This window comes from Micromonospora craniellae (assembly GCF_014764405.1).
GTDB classification, from domain to species: Bacteria; Actinomycetota; Actinomycetes; order Mycobacteriales; family Micromonosporaceae; genus Micromonospora; species Micromonospora craniellae.
The window spans coordinates 5092802-5109652 of the sequence record NZ_CP061725.1; the positions used below are offsets into that span (position 1 = coordinate 5092802).

Consider the following 16851-nt stretch of genomic DNA (forward strand, 5'->3'; position numbering starts at 1 on the left):
TCAGACCCAGCGGTGCCGGTACCTCCACATCAGGGCGGTGTTGGCCACCAGCAGGACGGCGTAGACCGCCCCGGCGAGTCGGCCGGCGAGTACGGTGGTGGCCGGCAGGGCCGCCCACAACACGATGGTCAACAGCAGCAGCATCCGGCCGCGTCGCATCCGGGAACGGTTGTCGAGCCGGGCGAAGAACGCCGGATCGCTCTCCCGGAGGTTGCGGGTGATCTGCTCGAATCGGCGCTGGTCCTCTTTGCTGAGCATGTGCCTTCCCCTCACGCGTTCAGCAACGGCGCCGCGGAATACCCACTGCCGAGAGGGCTCACGCTCTCCTGCTGGTGCTACTTTGACCGGTCCGGCCGCCCTCAGCGGCGGGAGCGCTGCCGGCGTTGACCAGGCAAGTGGGAATGTCACGAACGGTAGGCGCCTGGTGTCGTCTGCGCTGTTCGTGAGGTCCGTGCCCGGCTGATCGGTGCGACACCCGACGCTCGTTTGGCTCGCCAACGCGGCGGTGGACATGTGACCCCCACCCGCATGCGTACACCGGCCGGCTAGACCCAGCGGCTCGGCCGGTGCAGGGTCGCCGGTCGGGAGCCGAGCGGCCGGGGACGCCCGGGGCGTGAACCCGGTGGTCGGGTGGCCGCCCAGCGGCGTCCGGGCCGGTGTCGGCGAGGCGGTTCGGCTCCGCCCGGGTGCTGCTCCGTGTGGTCGGTGGACATCGGATCCCCGCTCCCGGCGCGGGCGCGCCGTCGTGGTGCTCAACGAGCACCGCCCACTCCGCGACGCTGTCGGTACCCCACCGACTCGCCGGGCAGGTGTCTCAGCGACCGCGCCGGGGCAGCGGCAGGTGGCCGGGGACCAGCGCGGAGGTCAGCGTGACACCGCTGGCCCGTAACTCGTCGATCAGGGTGTTCTGCACCAGGTACGAGTCGGGGAGCTGCCAGCGTGCCTGCTCCGGCGCGACCGCCCAGCGGACCGGCCCCTCGGGCAGCCGGGTGGGTGGTGCCGGCACCCACGAGCCGGGGCCGTGCCGCACCACGTGGAAACAGTGCTCCAGCTCGGGGCGCAGCGGATCGCCGGGACGGACCAGGAACATCCAGCGGCCGGTCGGGGTGACCAGCACCGGTCCGCGTACGCCGGGGCCGACCGGGTGAGATCGGACCGCGTCGAGCATCCGCCGGCCCAGGTGGGCGGGGACCTCCAGCACGTCGAACGCGCGGCCGGTGGGCAGCAGGATGCCGTGCGGGCGGGACCGCCACCAGGTGGCCACCCGGGCCGGGTCGGCGCTGGCCGCGTGCTCCCAGTCCTCCAATGCGGGATGGCAGCCGACCGTCGGGCAGCCGGCCCGGCCGCAGACGAAGCGGCTGCGCGCGAGGCAGGCACCGGGCGTCACCTCCCAGCCGTGCAGCGCGTACCGCACCGCGACGCGGCGCAGCCGGACCCGCTCCAACGGCGACAGACGTGCCACGCTCGGTGCGACATTCCCCCACATTGGTGCCATCTCCCCTCGCTGGAACCGACCGGCACCAGCACATACGTCGAACAGCGTCACTGCCGTGGGCTGCGATCGTTTATTTGACAAAGTGGCCGATGCAACTTGCACGAAAGGTACGAGGATCAGCCGTACGGCTGACGTACAAGCAGTGCGACCAGCGAAAACCTGAAGTACACATGGATGACCGCACCCGCGGATCGGCCCCCGGCCACTGGCCAGGGCTCCAGCGGCAAGGGGAGGACCGGGGACATGGACGAACTGCCCATCGGGCGGCGGGTGGCCTACTGGCGCGGGCGGCGCAAGATGTCGCAACAGGTCTTCGCCGACCGACTGGGCAAGTCCAAGAGCTGGGTCGACAAGATCGAGCGCGGGGTGCGGCGGCTGGACAAGTTCTCCGTGCTCTACGAGATCGCCGACATCCTCCAGATCGACGTGCAACTGCTGCTCGGCAAGGACCCGGAGCGGCGCACCGACACCATGAACTGCATCGATCAGGTCGAGGTCGAGGAGATCCGGGCCGCCCTGGAGCGGTACGACTCGATCAGCGCCTACTTCGACGCCAAGCCGGACCCGCCACCGCTGGCCGACATGGGCAAGGCCGTCACCCACGCCTGGCTCACCTACCAGTACGGCCGCTACGGGATGCTGACCCGGGCGCTGCCGAAGCTGCTGCGCGACGCCCAGGCCGCCGACGCCGCGTACGGCGGTGAACAGGCCAGGCGTGCCGCGAACCTGCTTGGGCAGGTCTACCAGATCGCCTCCTCGGTGCTGCGCAAGCTGGGGGAGTCCGACCTGTCCTGGCTCGCCGCCGACCGCTCCATCGCGGTCGCCCAGCGCGCCGACGACCAACTGCTCGCCGGGATCGCCACCACCCGGGTCTGCAACGCCCTGCTCGCCATGGGACGACCCCGCTCCGCGCTGGAACTCAACGTCCGGATCGCCGACCGGATCGAGCTGGGCGGGGGCACCGACAACCGGGCCGACCGGCTCTCGGTCTATGGGATACTGCTGTTACAGGGCGCGATGGCCGCCGCCCGGACCGGCGACACCTCCACCGTCGTCGACCTGCTCGCCGAGGCCTCCGACGCCGCCCGCGAACTCGGCAGCGACCAGAACCACTACTGGACGTCGTTCGGGCCGACCAACGTCGAGCTGCACCGTGCGGCGGCCGCCGTCGAGTTGGGTGACGGCGGGCGGGCCGTCGAGATCCACCGCACCAGGATCGTCAACCTGCCGTTCGACGCCATGCTGCCCGAACGCCGGGCCCACCACCTGCTCGACCAGGCCCGCGCCTACTCTCAGATGGGGGACATGGCCAACGCCGGGGAGATGCTGCTGCGCGGCGACCGGCTGGCGGCGTCCGAGATCCGCTGCCGGCCGATCGCCCACGAGGTCATGTCCGAGGTCCTGCGTCGCACACGGGGTGCGCCGCCTTCTCCGATCGCGGAGTTGGCTGAGCACATGGGAGTAGGAGTATGAACTCGGAGCCGGTATGACCGGTTCGCACCGCCACGACGGGCACCAAGAGGTGCTGTACATCATCGCCTGCGGTTCGCCGTTGGCCCGAGACGTGGGCCGGCTCGTCGAGCTGGCCCAACAGGACGGCTGGGACGTCTGCGTGATCACCACGCCGGACGGCGCCAAGTTCGTCGACCGCACCACGCTGGCTCGCCAGACCGGCCACCCGGTGCGTACGCACTACAAGAACCCGGGGGACCCGGACGTCCTGCCGTCGGCCGACGCCATCATCGTCTGCCCGGCCACCGTCAACACGGTCAACAAATGGGTCGCCGGCATCGCCGACACCCTCGCCCTCGGGTTGCTGGTGGAGGCACAGGGCCGGGGCGTACCGCTGGTCGCCGTGCCGTACACCAACGCGGCGATGGCCGCACACCCGGCCTTTCAGTCCGGGATCGCCCGACTGGCGGAGTGGGGGGTGACCGTGCTCTTCGGCGAGGACGTCTTCCCCCTGCACCCGCCCGGGACCGGAGAACGCCATCAACACGCCTTCCCCTGGGCCCTGCCGCTGACCGCCCTGCGCGACCAGCTCTGCCGGACCGGGTGAACGCCGGGCGGCACGCCGGGTGGTCCGGGTGAAAGGAAGGGCACCTTATTAACGCCTCCGGTAGTACAGGGGTCCCCTGCAATCACCCCACCACCCCGGATGCCGCAGCCCGGGCCGTGGCCACCGCCACGGCCCGGGCACGTCTCCGACAACAGGCTGTCGGCAACGCCGACGCCGGTAGCGCCTGCGGGTGCGGGTGAGGTGTCCGGGGTCGGCCGGGTGACGTCCCGGAGTGCCGCCGACGCCGGTAAGCTGGCCCGCCGTGAGCACAACCGCAGCCGTGCCGACCGTCGCCGACGTCGTGGCCGAGCTGGAGCGGCGCTATCCGCCCACCTGGGCCGAGGAGTGGGACAAGGTCGGGCTGGTGCTCGGCGAGCCCGGCGCCCCGGTCCGCCGGATCCTCTGCGTCGTCGACGTGGTCCCGGAGACCGTCGCCGAGGCATTCGCCGCCCGTGCTGACATGATCATCGCGCACCACCCGCTGCTGCTGCGTGGCGTCTCGTCGGTGGCGCCGACCACGTACAAGGGCCGGATCATCCACCAACTGATCAAGGCCGACGTCGCGTTGTACGTCGCCCACACCAACGCCGACGTCGCCGTACCCGGGGTCTCCGACGCCCTCGCCCACCGGCTCGGCCTGACGGACCTGCGCCCGCTGCAACCGTCCCGGCCGGGCAGCCCCGCCGCCGGCGAGGGCCGGGGCGTCGGGCGGATCGGCCGGCTGCCACAGCCGCTGACCCTGGCCGAGCTGGCCCGGCACGCCGCCACCGTGCTGCCCACCACCGCCATCGGCGTACGCGCCGCAGGCGACCCGGACCGGATCGTGCGTACGCTGGCAGTCTGCGGCGGCGCGGGGGACAGTTTCCTGGCCGACGCGACCGCCGCCGGGGTGGACGCCTACCTCACCGCAGATCTGCGTCACCACCCGACCGGCGAACACCTCGCCACCGGTGGACCGGCGCTGCTCGACGCCACCCACTGGGCCACCGAACGGCCCTGGCTCGACGACCTGGCCACCGGGTTGCGCGCCACGATGCCCGATGTCGAGACCCTCGTGTCCGACCTGGACACCGACCCGTGGACCGTACACGCCGCCTCACCCGCCGCTCCGGAGCGATCCGCAGCGGACGACAAGGAGCCCCGACCGTGAAGGCTGACCCCCAGGTCCAGCGCCGCCTGCTCGACCTCCAGGCGATCGACACCGCCCTCGCCCAGCTCGCCCACCGCCGCCGGGCGCTGCCCGAGCGCGCCGAACTGGAGGCCCTCGCCCGGGAGTTGTCGTCGCTGGAGGACGAGCGGGTCCGCGCCCAGGTGGCCGTGGACGACCTGGACCGGGACATCGCCCGGCTGGAGAAGGACGTCGACCAGGTACGCGCGCGCAAGAAGAAGGACGAGGACCGGCTCGCCGCCGGTGGCGGTCCGGCCCGCGAACTGGAGGCGCTCCAGCACGAACTGGTCTCGCTGAACCGCCGGCAGAGCGACCTGGAGGACGCCGAGCTGGAGCTGATGGAGCAGCGGGAGACCGCCCAGTCGGTGCTCGACGGGGTGGAGCAGCGGCTGGCCGAGGCGCGCGAGCGGCGGGCCGCCACCGAGCAGCGCCGCGACGACGCCCTGGCCGATATCGGCCGCGAGGAGGAGTTCAAGCGCTCCGCCCGGCAGCCGCTCGCCGGTGACCTCCCCGCCGACCTGGTGCAGCTCTACGACAAGATCCGCACCGACACCGGGCTGGGCGCCGCGCTGCTGACCACCGGCCGCTGCGGCGGGTGCCGGCTGGACCTCTCCGGCGCCGACCTGGCCCGGATTCGCAAGACCGACCCCGACGAGGTGGTCCGCTGCGAGGACTGTCGCCGGATCATGGTCCGCACCAACGAGTCCGGGCTGTAGCCGGTGGCGCCGCGTACCGTGCTGGTCGAGGCCGACGGCGGCTCCCGGGGCAACCCCGGCCCGGCCGGCTACGGCGTGGTCGTCCGTGACCAGGCGACCGGCGAGGTGCTGGCCGAACGCAGCGAGTCGATCGGCACCGCCACCAACAACGTCGCCGAGTACCAGGGCATGATCGCCGGGCTGACCGCCGCCGCCGAACTGGGCGCCGCCGAGGTCGAGATCCGGATGGACTCCAAGCTGGTGGTCGAGCAGATGAGCGGCCGGTGGCAGATCAAGCACCCCGGGCTGCGTCCGCTCGCCGCCCAGGCCGCCCAGATCGTCAGCCGGTTCGACGCGGTCCGCTTCACCTGGATCCCCCGGGACCGCAACACCCACGCCGACCGGCTGGCCAACGCCGCGATGGACGCCGCCGCCATGTCGGGCACCGCCACTCCGACCGTCACGCCACCGCGTACCGTCGAATCACCGCGCCGCCTCGGCGGCCCGGAACCGGCCGGCGGCGGCGCGAGGCAGGTCGCCGCCCGCGCCGAACCGCCCGGCACCGACCCGAGCAGCGCCCCGGTCTCCTGGGAGCCGCGCCCCAGCTTCACCGCCACCCGGCTGATCCTGGTCCGGCACGGCGAGACCGAGTACACCGAACAGGGCCGCTACTCCGGACGCGGCGACATCCCGCTCTCCGCGAAGGGCAAGGCCCAGGTGCGGGCCACCGCCGCCCGGGTCGCCGCGCTCGCCCCCGACACCGCCGCCGTGGTCAGCTCACCGCTGTCCCGGTGTACAGCGACCGCCGAGGCCATCGCCGCCGCCGTCGGCGACATCCCGGTACGCCGCGACGACGAGCTGATCGAGTGCGACTTCGGCGCCTGGGAGGGCCGGACCTTCGCCGAGGTACGCGAAGGATGGGCCGGTGAACTCGACGCCTGGCTCGCCTCGCCCCGGATCGCCCCACCCGACGGCGAGTCCTTCGACGAGGTAGCCCAGCGCTGCACCCGCGTGGTGGAGCGACTGCTCGCTGCGTACCCCGGTCAGACCGTGGTGGTGGTCTCGCACGTCTCGCCGATCAAGCTGATGCTGCGCGACGCCCTTGCCGCCACCGACGCCTTCCTGCACCGCCTCTACCTAGACGCCGCCGGCATCTCCATCCTCGACCGCTGGCCCGACGGCGGCATAGCCGTCCGCTCCGTCAACGAAACCCCCTACCTCCCGTAGACACGGCCGGGGTCGGCCTGCGCGGTCGGCCTGCGCGGTCGGCCTGCGCGGTTGATCAAGAGCTTTTGGTCACCGTTCGTCGGTGAAACACGACCAAACCTCTTGATCAACCCCAGGAGGTACGGGGGTGGGGGTGTTACTCGCCGAGGGGGCCGTGGGCTAGTTCGGTGACGATGTCCAGGTGGCCCAGGTGGCGGGCGTACTCCTGGACCAGGTGGAACAGCACCCGTTCCAGGGATGCCGGTTCCGCGCCGTTCCAGCGGGGGCCGGGGGCACCGACGGTGTCCAGGTCGGCGCTCTGCACGACTGTGCGGGTGTGTGTGCCCTGCGCGCGCAACTCGTCTGCCAGCTCCGCCACACTCAGCTCCGGGGGTACGTGCCAGCGACCGTCCCGCCAGTCGCCCCACGGCTCGGCGACGGGCTGGCCCTGGAAGCCCCACTCGATCCAGCGCAGCTCGACGAAGCGTAGGTGCCGCAGCAGCTCCAGCGGAGTCCAGCCCGACGGCAACCGGCTCGCCCGCACCTCCGCCTCGGGCAGCGCCGACACCTTGGCCAGCACGCTCTCCCGGAAATAGTCGAGGTAGCGCAGGAACACCTCGGCCCGCCCGTCGGCCGGGGCCGTGGGCTCGGGAAACGGCGGCAGCGTCGTCACCGGCCCATTATGCGTACCCCCGGACGACCCGGCCTGCGGTCCTGCCGGCGCAATAGGCGGCGACCCGGTGTCGTTAGGATGAGCGTGCGACGGACGAGTCGACCGGGCGGTCGCGTCGGCGGGCTGCGGCCCGCCGCCGAGGAACGTCCGGACTCCACAGGGCAGGGTGGTTGTTAACGGCAACCCGGGGCGACCCGCGGGACAGTGCCACAGAAAACAGACCGCCGACCCCGCAGGGGGACGGTAAGGGTGAAACGGTGGGGTAAGAGCCCACCAGCACCCCGGGTGACCGGGGTGGCTCGGTAAACCCCACCCGGAGCAAGGCCAAGTAGGGCCGTCACCGCAAGATGACGACCCGCGCAGACGCTTGAGGGCGGCCCGCCCGATGTCTGCGGGTAGGCCGCACGAGCCTGTCGGCGACGGCAGGCCGAGATGGATGGCCGCCGCCGGTGCGAACCCCGCAAGGGGTACGCACCGCGCACAGAATCCGGCGTACAGGTCGACTCGTCCGTCGCCCACCAGCTCAGAGCCGTGATCAAGGCTCTGAGCTGGTTCTATGTTGGGGCGTCGATGGTCGTTCTGGGTCAACATTGGGCGGCGTTTGACGCCCTGACGACGCCCTGACGCCCTGGAGACGCCCTGAGCGTGGGCTCACTTGGCTTGCCTAGTACGGCAGCCGGTGCGTCCAGTGATTGAGAGACCGTCGGGTAACCAGGTGACTACGTGGCGATAAGTCGTTCAGCGTTGATACGTCGGGCGGCTTCGCGTTCGGTAGTGTTGCTCCACCGGACCGCCTGCCCGGCCAGACGTATCGTCATGAGTCGAATCATCGCTACCTTGATCATGGCCTCAGAGTTGACGGTCAACCGCTCGTAGTCCCGGGCCAGACGCCGATTACGTACCAGCCAGCCGAACGTCCTCTCCACCACCCACCTACGCGGCAGGACCTTGAAGCCCTTGACATCGTCGGTGCGCTTGACGATCTCCAGCAGGATTCCGAGCTTGTCCTTTGCCCAGCTCAACAGGCTGGAGTCGATGCTGTTGGCGTAGCCGCCGTCGGCCCACACCAGCGCGACGGTGGCGAATGCCTCGGCCAGTCGTTGCAGGATCCGCCGGCCTCCAGGACGGTCGTTGACGGAGGCGGAGGTGACCATCACCACCAGGATCAACCCCATCGTGTCGACAACCAGATGCCGCTTACGGCCTGTCGTCTTCGTAACTGGATAGGTGTCGTTGATCTTTCAGAGGTGTTTGGCCGGGGTGGGTCGTTGACCGTTCGTGCCCGCCGATCCTTCGCAGCCGTCGTATGAGCAGCTGCTTGCGCTGAACGCGGACCTGTTCGCCCGGTTGGATCAGGCGCTCGGGCGGATCGCGGAGCTGGAGGCTGACCTCAGTACGGCGAAGTGCCGGATCGCTGATCTGGAAGCCCAGCTGAAGCAGTCGTCGAAGAACTCCTCGAAACCGCCGTCGACGGACGGGCTGGCCAAGCCGGCACCCAAATCTTTGCGCGGTAGGTCCGGGCGGGGGCCGGGGCGCCCGGGCCGGGCAGCCCGGCACCACTCTGGAGCAGGTCGCCGACCCCGACGTCATCGTGCGGCACACCCCCGAGGTGTGCGCGGGCTGCGACAACGATCTGGCCGGCGCGGCCGAAGTGTCCGTGACCCGGCGGCAGGTGTTCGACATTCCGGAACCGACGGTCGTGGTGACCGAGCATCAGATCGTCACCCTCGCCTGCCCGTGTGGACATCGCACCACCGGCATCGGGCCCGCCGAGGCCACCGCGCCTGCCGTGTACGGGCCGCGGATCGCCGCGATCGGGGTCTACCTGTTGCACGGGCAGTTCCTGTCGATCGGCCGTACCGCCGACGCGCTGCGGGACCTGTTCGGCCTGCCGGTCGCGGCGGCCACGGTCACCGCCTGGGTCAAACGCACCGCCCTCGGCATCATCGAGCAGGTGCTGCCGGTGATCCGCGACCGGATCCGGCAGGCGCCGGTCGTGCACTTCGACGAGACCGGGATGCGCGTCGAAGGCCGTCTGGCCTGGCTGCACTCCGCGTCCACCGGCACCGACGTGCTCCTCACGGCGCACCGCAGACGCGGCGCCGCCGCCATTGACGACGCCGGTGTCCTGCCCGGCTTCACCGGTGTCGCCGTGCACGACGCGTGGGCGCCATACGACACCTACACCAGCGCCAACCACGCCCTGTGCAACGCCCACGTGCTGCGTGAACTGGTCTACGTCACCGACACCGCCACCGGCCCCACCGCCGACCTCGCCACCCAAGCCATCAACGCGCTGCGCCGGCTCAACCGCCTGGCCGACGACGCCCACACCGGGCAGGACACAGCGAACCCGGACGCCCTACGCGAGCAGCAGTACCTGCTGCGCTCCGCCGTCGTGCTCGGCGCGCAGGCCACCGCCGGCCGCGACGGCAAACTCCAGCGCAAACACCACGCCCTGTTCGTCCGGCTCCGCGACCGCCGCGACGACTACCTACGATTCGTCACCGACCCGGCCGTCCCCTTCGACAACAACGCCGCCGAACAGACCATCCGTATGCCGAAACTACGGATCAAGGTCTCCGGAAGCATGCGCACCATGACCGGCGCCGAACACTTCGCCGCCATCCGCAGCTACACCGCCACCGCCATCCGCCAAGGCAACAACATGCTCGACGCCCTGATCCAAGCCGTCACCGGAAACCCCTGGATCCCCGCCACCACCTGAGCCTCGATCCACCGATGAAGGTCGAACCGGCGGGAGCCCGGGTATAGAAAGTGCCCCCTGAACTGGAAGGATAGGAGTGTTGACGCTTCTATCGGTCGGTTCGAGAGGGCACTTCGCAGGTGAGATTACGCTATGACGCGCCGGTGGTGCGCGCGACGTTCGACGATCCAAATCTGGTGTCGTGTGCCGGCCTTGTTCCGGTGATGCGTCTGGCCGAGCAGGCCGGTCTGCACGATGCGGTCGCCGACCGGGTGAGTCTGCCGACGGACAAGGGCGCGAATCCGGCCGGGAAGGTCGCCACGATCGTGGCCGGGATGCTCGCGGGCGCGGACAGCATCGATGACCTTGACGTGGCCCGGCACGGCGGGATGCGGTCACTGTTCACCAGCGTGTACGCGCCCTCGACGCTCGGTTCGTTCCTGCGCACGTTCACCCACGGGCATGTGCGGCAGTTACAGGCCGCCGCCCGCGACACTCTGGTCGGCCTCGCCGCCCGGACACCGCTACTGGCCGGCGCGGACACGCTGTGCTTTGTGGACATCGACTCGATGCTGCGCCGTGTCTACGGCAAACAGAAGCAGGGCATCGGGTTCGGTCACGCCAAGGTCGGCGGCTACAACGTCTGGTTGCGCGGCTACAACCCCCTCGTGGCGACGTTGTCCACCCCGCTGACGGCGCCGGTCGTCGCTACCACGAGGCTGCGTTCGGGTAACACCGGCTCCAGCAAGGGCGCTGCCAGCATGATCGCCGAGACGATCACCACCGCCCGTGCCTGCGGCGCGACCGGCGAGATCGTGGTGCGGGCCGACTCCGCGTTCTACGCCAAGGCGGTCATCAGCACCTGCCGGCGCCACCAGGTGCGGTTCTCGGTCACCACCCGCATCGACACCAAGATCCGCGCCGCCTGCGACAGCATCGGCGATGACCAGTGGATCAACATCCGTTACCCGCAGGCCGTCTGGGACGACGACGAGCAGCGGTGGATCTCCGACGCGCAGATCGCCGAGACCACCTACACCGCCTTCGCCGGCACCCGGCACGCCGTCACCGCCCGGCTGATCGTGCGCCGCATCCGCCGCGACGACCCTACCCAGGCCCCGGGCCAGGAAGAACTCCTACCGAACTACCGATATCACGCGGTGTTCACCGACAGCCCGTTCACCCTCGTGCAGGCCGAAGCCCAGCACCGGCAGCACGCGGTCATCGAGCAGATCAACGCCGACCTGATCGCCGGCCCTCTCGCGCACCTGCCGTCCGGCCGGTTCAACGCCAACGCCGCCTGGCTGACCTGCGCCGGCATCGCCCACAACCTCACCCGGGCCGCCGGTCACCTCGCCGCCGGCGCCTGGACGACCGCCCGGACCACCACGATCCGGACCCGGATCGTCACCGTCGCCGCCCGCCTCGCGCACCGGGCCCGCACCATCCACCTGCACCTACCCGAGCACTGGCCCTGGCAACCCGCGTTCGAGAATCTGTTCACCGCCATCCGTACCGCACCCGACTGACCGCCGCATACCGACCGGAACCAGGCGGCCCGACCACAAGCCACGAACCCCACCCCACTCCAGCACAACCTGCCCAGAGCAAGCCGACCACGTAATCGGCAATTCCGCCGTACCCCAAAACCACCCGATATCAGAGCTATTCAAACGCGACCATCACGAACCGCGTCGGTGGATCGAGGCTGAGCAAATCGGCGTACACGCATACCCGATGTTCCAGCACCTATCCAGTTACTCGTCTTCTTGCCCATATCGAACCCACGGCATTCGCCACCCTCGCTGGATTTGATCGACTGGGCGTCCAACACCGCCGCGGTCGGCTCCGGCCCACGACCCGCCGCCACCCGTACCTGCCGGCGAAGCTCGTCGTGGATCGCATCCCACGTCCCGTTTCTACGCCAAGCGGTGAACCAGCGATGCGCCGCATCCGGCGGCGCCAGATCACGCGGCATCATTCGCCACGCACAGCCCGACCGCAGCACGTAGAAGATCGAGTCGAGGATCAGCCGGTCGTCCCACTTACGGGGCCGGCCGCCTCTACGCAGGTCACGCACCGGCATGAGAGGGGCCAGGATCGCCCACATCGCGTCGGTCAAGCTCGACGGATAGCATGAGCGGGCGTCATCCCCGCCAAGGTCTACGTTGCACACACAACCCGATCATGGCGGGGATGACCTATTTGTCGAGCGTCCCGCATCGACGTGTCTCGCCGTCACACAACGCCCCGAGCCGGTTACCCGACGGTCTCTAAGAGGGCGCGGAATGTTGAGACAGTAACGACGGGAACTGGAGAGGCCCTCCCCGGCCGAAGCGCCCTGCGATTTGGCGCGGACGGCCCGTCCTATAACCGGTGTGGAGCCGGGAAGTGGATCGGGTGCCGGGAGGGAGTCGGAGGCGGTCGTAGTACCGATCGAGCCGTGCGGACAACATAACCGCCGGTGAGGGAAGGGCCGCTGCTTCGTTCATGCGTGGTGTCTGGGGGGGGAGGGCCCGGTGAGTGCCGATCAGGCTAGTTCCACCGCGTCGGGGTCTATAAGGGACTCGGTTCGTGCCTTGCGGCATGCGCTGTGCCGGTCGGCCAAGGTTGATCCGGGACGACGGTTTCATGCGCTGCGAGACAAGGTCTATCGCAGAGACGTCTTGTGGCGGGCGTGGGTCGCGGTGCGCCGTGATGGTGGCGCTGCGGGTATCGACGGAACCACCCTGGCCGATGTCGAGGAGTACGGCGTTGAACGGCTCCTGGCTGAGGTCGCCGAGGAGTTGAAGGGCGGACGGTGGCAGCCGTTGCCGGCGCGGCGGGTGTTGGTCCCCAAGCCCGGTACGGGCGAGCGGCGTCCGTTATCGATTCCTTCGGTCCGTGATCGTGTCGTGGAGGCCGCGGTGAAGATCGTGCTCGAGCCGATCTTTGAAGCGGATTTTCTGCCGTGCAGTTTCGGGTTCCGCCCGAGGCGCTCGGCGCACGATGCCTTGCAGGTGCTTATAGATGAATTCTGGCAGGGCGCGCGGTGGGTGGTGGAGACGGACATCGCCAACTGTTTTACGGCGATTCCGCATGAGAAGTTGATGCAAGCGGTTGAGGAACGCATCAGCGACCAGGCGGTTCTGAAGCTTCTGCGTGTGATGCTGCGGGCGGGAGTGATGCAGGAGGGGACGGTGCGCCGCGAGGTGTCCGGAACCCTGCGGGGCGGTCCGGTGATCCTGCTGCGCGGTCACCTGGAGTTCTCCCGCGACGAGGCATCCCGGGCCAGCCAGTGGGACCAGGTCGAAGACCTCGACGAAGCCATCCGCGAAGTCGAAGAAGCGATCACCGCCGAAGGACTCCGAGGTTGCGTCGCCCCGCCACACTCGACCGGCGACGAGGACCAGGGTGACGAGGACAACGGCCGCCGCCGGAAGCGCTCCACCCGCCGTCGACAGGATGCCCCGGACCTTCCTCGGCGCAAGGTCGAGCGCCGTACCGTCGGCCGCACCTACACCGCTCCGGACGGCACCGCCTACAGGCCGTCGATGTGGCTCACGCTCACCCTCGACTCCTACGGCCCGGTCCGCCCTGACGGTCGGCAGGGCAAGGGCGTGTACATTGCCAACCCGCTGCCCAGGTAGGAGTCGGCCGAGCCTGGTGCGGCCAGCCGGGGGGCCCATCGATCGTCGTCGGGTGATGAACGTGGCGCAACGGGTGACTGGGGTGGTGGGCTCACCGCCATCGTGTGGCGAGGAATCACGCGCGGCGCGTGGCGCACACGATGGCGGTGAGCCCGGCTCGTGGCAGAGCGGTCATCCCTGCGCGAGCAACCGCGGTCAGACCTGCGCGAGCAGGGCGGCGAGGCGTGCTGCCACGGGTGGGGCGTGCAGGTGGAGGCGGGCCACGTTGATCGCATCGGCGCCGACCACGGAGAGCAGGGCCTGCGGGCCGACGGCGTACACGGAGAAGTAGCCGGCCTGGTTGCGGACGGTGGACTGCTGGAACTCGCCCTGGCCGAGTCGGAGGCTGACCTGCCGGCCGAGGCCGAAGGTCGCCGCCGCCATCGCGGCCAGGTCGTCGGGGTCCAGCGCTGGTGGTACGTCGTGGGTGATGCGCAGACCGTCCACGCCGCCGAGGACGCTTCCCTGCACGCCGGGGATCTGTAGGCGCAGCTCGGCGAGTTCGGTGCCGATGGCCGGGTACGGCAGACGCGGGTTGCCGGCCAGGGACGGCGGGAAGGCGGGCGGTGGTGGGGCGGCCGGGCGTTGCGCGGTGCGGCGGGGCAGGAAGGTCTCGCTCACAGTTCGAGGCGCTCCTCGATGCTGCGCAGCTGGTGCCGGGCGAGAGCCAGGTTCGAGCGGCTCTTGCTCAGCATCAGATAGAGGAACAGGCCCTTGCCGTTCGAGCCGTTCAGCGGCCGGATGATGTGGTACTGACCGCCGAGGGTGATCAGCATGTCCTCGATCTCGTCGTTGAGCTTGAGCATCTCGATGGTCCGCATCTTGGCGCGTACCACGTCGGTGTTGCCGGCGGCGGCGATGGTGAGGTCGATCTCCGGTGTGCCGCCCGCGACGCCGAGTGTCATCCCGCTGGTGTAGTCGACGAGCGCGACGCCGATCGCGCCGTCGATCGTCATGGCATCCTTGAGGGCGGTGTCGAGGTTGGCCATGGTGCCTCCAGGTTCGACTGGCGTCCGAGTCCGCGCCAGCTCGTGGTCTTCACGGGGCCGGGCCCCGGGTGAGCAAATCTCGGACGAGGGTGGCACACGTGACCTGCGGTGTGCACCCGGGGCAGCGCGATCGGACTGAGTGGGCCACGCTGGGTGACCGGCGGGCCGGTGGAGTTCGTCGCTGCGGCTGATGTCTCGCTGCCGATGTGGTCTGCTACTCAGTCTGCGACCTGGGCATCACCGGCCAGCCGACCTCTTTTCGGGGAGGCGGCGGGTACCCGGGGACGAGCAGGGAGTACCCACCGACCGAACCGGGCACCGCATGTCGGTTGCCCGGTGCCGTCGCGCCCATAGTTTGGGTGGCGCAAGGAAGGAGGCACCGGGTGCTGGAGCGACTCAACCAGGCCATGGAGCACATCGAGCGGCATCTCGACCGGCCGGTGGACGCCGGTGAGCTGGCGCGGATCGCGGTGACGTCGGAGTACCACTTCCGGCGGCTGTTCTCCGCGCTGGCCGGTGTCCCGCTCTCCGAGTACGTGCGGCGTCGCCGGCTCACCGTGGCGGGCGCGGAGGTGGTCGCGGGGGAGCGGACGCTGCTCGACATCGCGGTCCGCTGGGGGTACGGCTCGGCCGAGGCGTTCGCCCGCGCGTTCAAGGCGGTGCACGGGGTCGGGCCCGGCGAGGCCCGGCGTACCGGCGCGGTGTTGCGGGCTCAGCCCCGGATGTCCTTCCGACTGACCGTCGAAGGGAGCAGCAGTATGCGATACCGCATCGTGCAGAAGGAGCCGTTCCGGCTCGTCGGTCGCAAGGCCCGGGTGCCGCTGGTGCACGAGGGCATGAACCCGGCCATCGTGGCGTTCGTCAAGAGCATCGAACCGGCGACCCGGGATCGGATCGAGGCGCTGTCCGACCAGGAGCCGGCGGGTGTGGTCAACGTCGGCGACGGCCTCGCCGACAGCCGCGCCGAGGGCACCGAACTGGACTACTGGTACGGCGTGGTCACCGGCGCCGACGTGCCTGACGACCTGGACGCCATGCCGGTGCCGGCGGGGACCTGGGCGGTCTTCGAGACCTCCGGAACCGTTCCGGAGGCGGTGCAGGACCTGTGGCGGGACGTGTTCACGCAGTGGTTTCCGTCCAACCCGTACCGGTCCCGGCCCGGGCCGGAGATCTCCCGTACCCGGATCTCGGCCGACGGCAGCCGTGTCGACGCGGAGCTGTGGATCCCGGTCGAGCCGGTCGCGGCCTGAGCGCTCAGGCCGGCGTACCGGTGAGGTCGGCCAACACCCGGCGTTGGAAGGCGCGGGCCTGTGGGCCGGACGGGGGTGGGCCGCCGTCGCGGGCAGCGATCGACCGGTTCACCAGGGCGGTGGTCGCGGCGTCGACGAGCGGTCCCCCGTACCAGAACAGGCCGTCGGCGGGCGGCCGGTCGGCCGGGCCGTACGACACCCGGAAGTCCAGCCGAGCGGCGCAGACCAGCGCCACGTCCACGTCGCTGCGCCCCGGCTCGTACGCGCCCAAGCCCACCGAGCCCGCCGCGTACGCCCCGCGCAGGTCGTCGCCGAGCACCTCGTGGGCGGCGGCGACCAGGTCGGTCAGGTAGCGCAGCGGCGCGTCAGGCATGTTCGAGTTCGCCCGGCTCGCCCCAGAGCATCCCGGCGGGCAGGAAGAACGCCGACACCTCGGTGCCCAGCGCGTGCCGGATCACCATCCGGGCGTGCTCGTCCAGGTCGGGCAGTCGCCCCGGGGCGAACCACCGCACGTCCGACGACTCGTCGTCGTCGCCCCGCAGGTCGCCGCCGAGCAGACGGCAGCGGAAGCCGAGGTTGAGGTACTCGCAGCGGTCCCCGTTCGGGTACGTGCGTGGATGCGTCACCGTGCTGCTCAGGCGCAGCGGCTCGACCTCCAGGCCGGTCTCCTCCAGCACCGCGCGGACCACCGCGCTGGCCGGCTGCTCCTCCGGTTCGACGAAGCCACTCACCACCGACCATCGTCCGTCGTCGGCGAGTCGGGAGAGCAACAGCTCGCCCGCGTCGCTTCGGACCACCGCGCTGACGCTGGGTAGCCAAATCAGCTCGTGTCCGACGTGTTCACGCATCCGCAGGATGTATTCCGGTACGCCCATCCGGCGACCTTAGCCGGGTGCCGATCGGCCCTCGCATCCGGTCAGGACGAAGCGCCGGATGGCCCG

The 16851-nt window shown here is 70.3% G+C and carries 16 protein-coding genes, 1 other RNA gene and 4 pseudogenes; 12 read left to right on the forward strand and 9 right to left on the reverse strand.

Annotated features, from left to right (window positions below; all coding sequences use genetic code 11):
• Together ID554_RS23115 and ID554_RS23120 are read right to left on the reverse strand one after the other, a co-directional pair.
• Positions 1-258, reverse strand: coding sequence for a DUF3040 domain-containing protein (locus ID554_RS23115; RefSeq protein ID WP_117229721.1), 258 nt, complete (start codon positions 256-258; stop codon positions 1-3).
• A 556-nt stretch (positions 259-814) separates the two neighbouring features.
• A complete protein-coding gene (locus tag ID554_RS23120) occupies positions 815-1486 on the reverse strand; it encodes a bifunctional DNA primase/polymerase (protein ID WP_117229720.1) in 672 nt (223 codons plus the stop codon).
• Positions 1487-1738: 252 nt separating this feature from the next.
• On the opposite strand from ID554_RS23120, the gene ID554_RS23125 reads away from it, so the two are divergent.
• The 5 genes from ID554_RS23125 (at position 1739) to ID554_RS23145 (ending at position 6644) form a co-directional block, all read left to right on the forward strand.
• Positions 1739-2968 (forward strand): helix-turn-helix domain-containing protein, encoded by a 1230-nt coding sequence (locus tag ID554_RS23125; protein ID WP_117229719.1) that lies wholly within the window; start codon positions 1739-1741, stop codon positions 2966-2968.
• Positions 2969-2981: 13 nt separating this feature from the next.
• Positions 2982-3554 carry a flavoprotein gene (locus ID554_RS23130; protein WP_117229718.1) on the forward strand — a complete coding sequence of 191 codons (573 nt, stop codon included), beginning with the start codon at positions 2982-2984 and terminating at the stop codon, positions 3552-3554.
• Positions 3555-3816: 262 nt separating this feature from the next.
• On the forward strand, positions 3817-4704 hold the full coding sequence (locus ID554_RS23135; RefSeq protein ID WP_117229717.1) for a Nif3-like dinuclear metal center hexameric protein: 888 nt from the start codon (positions 3817-3819) through the stop codon (positions 4702-4704).
• Positions 4701-5438: a zinc ribbon domain-containing protein gene (locus ID554_RS23140; RefSeq protein ID WP_117229716.1), complete on the forward strand. Its 738-nt coding sequence runs from the start codon at positions 4701-4703 to the stop codon at positions 5436-5438. The genes ID554_RS23135 and ID554_RS23140 overlap by 4 nt, the downstream gene beginning before the upstream one ends.
• Before the next feature lie 3 nt (positions 5439-5441).
• Complete coding sequence (locus ID554_RS23145; RefSeq protein ID WP_117229715.1) at positions 5442-6644, forward strand: bifunctional RNase H/acid phosphatase; 1203 nt, start codon at positions 5442-5444, stop codon at positions 6642-6644.
• 136 nt (positions 6645-6780) lie between these two features.
• Here ID554_RS23145 and ID554_RS23150 read toward each other — a convergent pair whose 3' ends face one another.
• Complete coding sequence (locus tag ID554_RS23150) at positions 6781-7296, reverse strand: mycothiol transferase (protein WP_223884213.1); 516 nt, start codon at positions 7294-7296, stop codon at positions 6781-6783.
• Between the two features lie 94 nt (positions 7297-7390).
• On the opposite strand from ID554_RS23150, the gene rnpB reads away from it, so the two are divergent.
• Positions 7391-7807, forward strand: an RNA gene (gene rnpB, locus ID554_RS23155) — RNase P RNA component class A.
• A 208-nt stretch (positions 7808-8015) separates the two neighbouring features.
• Here rnpB and ID554_RS23160 read toward each other — a convergent pair.
• Positions 8016-8534: a transposase gene (locus tag ID554_RS23160; protein WP_223884692.1), complete on the reverse strand. Its 519-nt coding sequence runs from the start codon at positions 8532-8534 to the stop codon at positions 8016-8018.
• 40 nt (positions 8535-8574) lie between these two features.
• Between ID554_RS23160 and ID554_RS33200 the strand changes: the two are divergent.
• From ID554_RS33200 to ID554_RS23170, 3 genes and pseudogenes are all read left to right on the forward strand, one after another.
• Positions 8575-8817 (forward strand): annotated as a pseudogene (locus ID554_RS33200) (DUF6444 domain-containing protein); the annotation flags it as partial.
• Between the two features lie 31 nt (positions 8818-8848).
• Positions 8849-10024, forward strand: a pseudogene (gene tnpC / locus ID554_RS23165) (IS66 family transposase); the annotation flags it as partial.
• Positions 10025-10143: 119 nt separating this feature from the next.
• Positions 10144-11532, forward strand: coding sequence for an IS1380 family transposase (locus tag ID554_RS23170; RefSeq protein ID WP_191088612.1), 1389 nt, complete (start codon positions 10144-10146; stop codon positions 11530-11532).
• 140 nt (positions 11533-11672) lie between these two features.
• Here ID554_RS23170 and ID554_RS23175 read toward each other — a convergent pair whose 3' ends face one another.
• Positions 11673-12125, reverse strand: coding sequence for a transposase (locus ID554_RS23175; RefSeq protein WP_191088613.1), 453 nt, complete (start codon positions 12123-12125; stop codon positions 11673-11675).
• A gap of 703 nt (positions 12126-12828) precedes the next feature.
• Here ID554_RS23175 and ID554_RS31875 point away from each other — a divergent pair.
• Together ID554_RS31875 and ID554_RS23185 are read left to right on the forward strand one after the other, a co-directional pair.
• Positions 12829-13158: pseudogene (locus tag ID554_RS31875) on the forward strand (reverse transcriptase domain-containing protein); the annotation flags it as partial.
• A 63-nt stretch (positions 13159-13221) separates the two neighbouring features.
• Positions 13222-13587, forward strand: a pseudogene (locus ID554_RS23185) (replication initiator); the annotation flags it as partial.
• Positions 13588-13827: 240 nt separating this feature from the next.
• Here ID554_RS23185 and ID554_RS23190 read toward each other — a convergent pair.
• Positions 13828-14292, reverse strand: coding sequence for a roadblock/LC7 domain-containing protein (locus ID554_RS23190; protein WP_117228351.1), 465 nt, complete (start codon positions 14290-14292; stop codon positions 13828-13830).
• Positions 14289-14660 carry a roadblock/LC7 domain-containing protein gene (locus ID554_RS23195; protein WP_117228352.1) on the reverse strand — a complete coding sequence of 124 codons (372 nt, stop codon included), beginning with the start codon at positions 14658-14660 and terminating at the stop codon, positions 14289-14291. Before ID554_RS23195 ends, ID554_RS23190 begins: the two co-directional genes overlap by 4 nt.
• Before the next feature lie 383 nt (positions 14661-15043).
• On the opposite strand from ID554_RS23195, the gene ID554_RS23200 reads away from it, so the two are divergent.
• Positions 15044-15910: an AraC family transcriptional regulator gene (locus ID554_RS23200; protein WP_117228353.1), complete on the forward strand. Its 867-nt coding sequence runs from the start codon at positions 15044-15046 to the stop codon at positions 15908-15910.
• Positions 15911-15914: 4 nt separating this feature from the next.
• On the opposite strand, the gene ID554_RS23205 is transcribed toward ID554_RS23200, so the two are convergent.
• Together ID554_RS23205 and ID554_RS23210 are read right to left on the reverse strand one after the other, a co-directional pair.
• Positions 15915-16283, reverse strand: a complete 369-nt coding sequence (locus tag ID554_RS23205) for a hypothetical protein (protein WP_117228354.1) — start codon at positions 16281-16283, stop codon at positions 15915-15917.
• A complete protein-coding gene (locus tag ID554_RS23210; RefSeq protein ID WP_117228355.1) occupies positions 16276-16785 on the reverse strand; it encodes an NUDIX hydrolase in 510 nt (169 codons plus the stop codon). The genes ID554_RS23205 and ID554_RS23210 overlap by 8 nt, the downstream gene beginning before the upstream one ends.
• Between the last annotated feature and the right edge of the window lie 66 nt (positions 16786-16851).

Bases quoted from the DNA above. Each gene is read 5' to 3' on its own strand.
- ID554_RS23120 (WP_117229720.1), bottom strand. From the start codon at position 1,486: ATGTGGGGGAATGTCGCACCGAGCGTGGCACGTCTGTCGCCGTTGGAG.
- ID554_RS23125 (WP_117229719.1), top strand. From the start codon at position 1,739: ATGGACGAACTGCCCATCGGGCGGCGGGTGGCCTACTGGCGCGGGCGG.
- ID554_RS23210 (WP_117228355.1), bottom strand. From the start codon at position 16,785: ATGGGCGTACCGGAATACATCCTGCGGATGCGTGAACACGTCGGACAC.
- ID554_RS23115 (WP_117229721.1), bottom strand. From the start codon at position 258: ATGCTCAGCAAAGAGGACCAGCGCCGATTCGAGCAGATCACCCGCAAC.
- ID554_RS23205 (WP_117228354.1), bottom strand. From the start codon at position 16,283: ATGCCTGACGCGCCGCTGCGCTACCTGACCGACCTGGTCGCCGCCGCC.
- ID554_RS23130 (WP_117229718.1), top strand. From the start codon at position 2,982: ATGACCGGTTCGCACCGCCACGACGGGCACCAAGAGGTGCTGTACATC.
- ID554_RS23195 (WP_117228352.1), bottom strand. From the start codon at position 14,660: ATGGCCAACCTCGACACCGCCCTCAAGGATGCCATGACGATCGACGGC.